4 protein-coding genes are annotated in these 3,548 nt (G+C 63.4%); 3 read left to right on the top strand and 1 reads right to left on the bottom strand.

The window, feature by feature from the left end; translation table 11 throughout:
• The 3 genes from BLW27_RS20370 to BLW27_RS22195 form a co-directional block, all read left to right on the top strand.
• The coding region (locus BLW27_RS20370) for a transposase (protein ID WP_143042250.1) at positions 1-388 on the top strand (388 nt) is incomplete at its 5' end.
• A gap of 1,291 nt (positions 389-1,679) precedes the next feature.
• Positions 1,680-2,267 (top strand): NADPH-dependent FMN reductase, encoded by a 588-nt coding sequence (locus BLW27_RS20380; protein ID WP_089886555.1) that lies wholly within the window; start codon positions 1,680-1,682, stop codon positions 2,265-2,267.
• A 711-nt stretch (positions 2,268-2,978) separates the two neighbouring features.
• Positions 2,979-3,098, top strand: coding sequence for a PepSY domain-containing protein (locus BLW27_RS22195; protein WP_089886557.1), 120 nt, complete (start codon positions 2,979-2,981; stop codon positions 3,096-3,098).
• A gap of 62 nt (positions 3,099-3,160) precedes the next feature.
• Here BLW27_RS22195 and BLW27_RS20390 read toward each other — a convergent pair.
• The coding region (locus tag BLW27_RS20390) for a transposase (protein ID WP_143042399.1) at positions 3,161-3,548 on the bottom strand (388 nt) is incomplete at its 5' end.

Raw genomic sequence — 3,548 nt, forward strand, 5'->3', positions numbered from 1 at the left:
GGAAGACGAGCAGATCGGAACGGTCACCGCCGACGGCGCCTACGACACGCGCCGGTGCCACAAAGCCATCACCGACCGGCAGGGCACCGCGATCATCCCCATCCCCATCCGCAGGAACGGACGTCTTTGGAAAGAAGACTGCCCGGCTGCACGCGCCAGAAACGACACCCTGCGCGCCACCCGATATTACGGACGGGCATTCTGGAAAGGCTGGACGGGATACCACGCCCGCAGCCGGATCGAGGCGAAGATGCGATGCCTGAAATCCTTCGGCGATCGCATCATGGCCAGGGACCCCGACCGACAGACTGCCGAAACCCACATCCGCATCGCCCTTATGAACCGCTTCACCGCCCTCGGCACCGCCGATATCGTCCGCGCGGCATGACGTCAGTGGGGTAAGGGGCAGTCACGCCTCAGGCGAGATTTGTGTAACAACGCCCTCCCGACCATCCAACTCGCCCTGACCGGCGGGCTTTCTCTTGGGCTGCGTCTGGGATTCTTTCCCCCGCATTGCTCGCACCGCCTGGTAAAGTCCCTTGCGCCTTTCGGCTCTTGCGCCGACGTCGAGCATCGGCAGCGTCACGAGACGCCGCGCCGCAGTATTTCGTGCCCCTGCGCAGTGCGTGCCACATGGATGCCATGGAATAGATCATGGCTTGCGCGCACTTCGAAGGGGTGCGGACCGACAATCTGGTCAAGCAGGTCAAGTGGACTGCCAAGGAAATAATGCGTCGCCTCGCCCACGAAGAGGACAAGGATCGCCTGCCCCGAGGCCGGGGATCAAGCGACCGTCGGCCGCATCCCAGACAGCGAACTCGATGTACGTGTTCTCGTCCTCCGGCTCGATCCATTCCAGATCCGCCCGCGTGGGGACCCACATTGCCTTCGGCTTCCTCGACGGCGTAGGGACGAGATACTCTTCCGACTGCGCGCCCTGCCCGTCATGGGCGACTTGGTTGGTCATGTGGCGCAGCGTGCGAGTCAGGGCCTCGCGTGAGGAGCCAGAGGCGGAGGATCTTCCGCGTCATGCCGCCGCTTTCCGACTTGAACGCCGCCGCTAAGGGATCGAAGAAGTTCTCCCTGAAGACCCCTGCTCTGGCCAAGATCAGGAACGGGAGACCGACGCTGAAGGCACGTGCGCCGATTAACTCCGAGAGTTCGCCGAGGGACGGTTGGGGGGTCGAAGAATATCGCGGCGGAATTCGGCTGCTCGCTGAACACCGCAAGGCGTTGGCTGGCGGCGGGGGCCTCGCTGATGTTGCGATGGCCGGTGTTGCGAGCCGCAGCGAATGGCCGCTTTTCGGACCTGCGCTACCGCATGTAGCTCCGGACAAAGGGCCGGTATGGGGCCGGTCGCAACAGACGGTTTTTCTGCTGGTGCAAAGCTTTCCGGTACGGCTTCCGGCGCGAAGCTGCCGCTCCGCTCACCATGGAAGCTTGATCCAGCAGATGCTTTTTATCGGCGGCAATGGCTGCTTGGGGGGCGGCTCGGAATTGCCAATCTGTCAGCGCGGTCCCGTCGCTCGGATCGGCAGGCGGGGCACCTGTGATCAGGCGCCGAGTGGAAGGCGGGCCGCTACTGCGGCCGCGCACAAGGCTTGTGCATTCGTTGCGGTTGAGATCGGAAGCCGGAGTGGCGAATTACGGCGCTCGTTCATTGAAACCTGGAGGCCTCCATGCCCGAACCCGTTCGCATTGCCCTGATCGTCGGCTCGACCCGCGACACCCGCTTCGCCGACAAGCCAGCGGAATGGCTGCGCGAGGTCGCTACCGAACGCGACGACCTGACGCTCGAGACGCTCGACCTGCGCGACTTCGACCTGCCGTTCTTCAACGAGGCCGCATCTGAGCTGTGGATGGAGAGCAGCGAGCCCAAGGCCCGCGCCTGGCAGGATGCGGTTTCGGGTTACGACGGCTACGTCTTCCTGACGGCCGAATACAACCACTCAATCACCGGCGCGCTGAAGAACGCGCTGGACCAGGCCTACAAGGGCTGGGTCCGCAAGCCCATGAGCGCGATGGGCTATGGCGGCGTCGGTGGCGCCCGCGCCGTCGAGCACCTGCGCACAATCGCAGTCGAGTTGCAGATGGCGCCGATCCGCCACGCGGTGCACCTGGGCGGCGGCGAGCTCATGAAGGTCAGCCCGCTGGGCGAGAACGGCCCGATGAGCGCTGTGGACGCGGTGCTGCGCCCCTCGGCCACGGCGATGTTCGACGACCTAGTCTGGTGGGCACAGGCGCTGAAGTCGGCACGGGCAAGGTAAGCTTCCGATCGAATGAGTGGCTGGCGCCGGCAGCGCCAGCCGCATTTTTTTGCGGGGTCCTGTTGAGGCCGCGATGAACGGTAGGAACAGACAGGACATGTACCAGCAGAGCTGCCTCGGCTGCGTAGGGCCTTTCCGCCGGCGATCTGCGCGGTCACGCAGACTTCCTGATTGGCAATCACGACATAGAAGGCTTTCGCCCTCATGGTAGGTGATGCAAGCTGCCGCATCGCAACAAGGCGTGTTCCTGCGAAACTCCGCTATTCTTGCGAGACGCAGCGAACGACAGCTTCCCGCTCCGTCTTCTAGCCCGTCTTGAACGGACCAGACCTGCCATGCGCGGGATTAATGAGGCCGCAGTGCGGCGTTGCCATTCCTGCCTTTCGTACTTCTTTCCGCATTCTCAACGAGCGGATGACCAGCAGTGCGGGCCTTTCTGCAGTTAGATGCCGGTGGAGCATGCTCCCACCTGATCGGCGACAATGGCAGGAAGCGAGCTTTGCGAAATGTCGAATACGCCCCCCGTGCAACCCGCGTGGCCGGAGGTTCATGCGCGGCTGGAAACCATAGAAAAGATTGTGGGTTCCAGAGAGAGACGAAGCGGCGGACGTCATGTTTGTCGAAATCTACGGCGACGCCGTGCCCACCTGTATGACGACCACGGAAGCCATCGATCGCATGACGGCGATGGGCTAAACCAACGTCCATGACCTGGATGTCGAGTGGGGCCGCCACGAGGTGGAGGCCTACGCGCCCGACGGCAATGAGGTCGAGATCGAGTTCGACCCGGTCACCGGTGCCATTATGGATATTTTCGCCTACTGGTTCTGAACGGGACGGGCGTTGTTGCCCAAATCTCGCCCGAGGCGTGACTGCCCCTTACCCCACTGACGTCATGCCGCGCAGACGATATCGGCGGTGCCGAGGGCGGTGAAGCGGTTCATAAGGGCGATGCGGATGTGGGTTTCGGCGGTCTGTCGGTCGGGGTCCCTGGCCATGATGCGATCGCCGAAGGATTTCAGGAATCGCATCTTCGCCTCGATCCGGCTGCGGGCGTGGTATCCCGTCCAGCCTTTCCAGAATGCCCGTCCGTAATATCGGGTGGCGCGCAGGGTGTCGTTTCTGGCGCGTGCAGCCGGGCAGTCTTCTTTCCAAAGACGTCCGTTCCTGCGGATGGGGATGGGGATGATCGCGGTGCCCTGCCGGTCGGTGATGGCTTTGTGGCACCGGCGCGTGTCGTAGGCGCCGTCGGCGGTGACCGTTCCGATCTGCTCGTCTTCC

Origin of the sequence: Citreimonas salinaria (genome assembly GCF_900107235.1) — a bacterium.
Classification (GTDB): Bacteria; Pseudomonadota; Alphaproteobacteria; order Rhodobacterales; family Rhodobacteraceae; genus Citreimonas; species Citreimonas salinaria.

Bases quoted from the DNA above. Each gene is read 5' to 3' on its own strand.
- BLW27_RS20380 (WP_089886555.1), top strand. From the start codon at position 1,680: ATGCCCGAACCCGTTCGCATTGCCCTGATCGTCGGCTCGACCCGCGAC.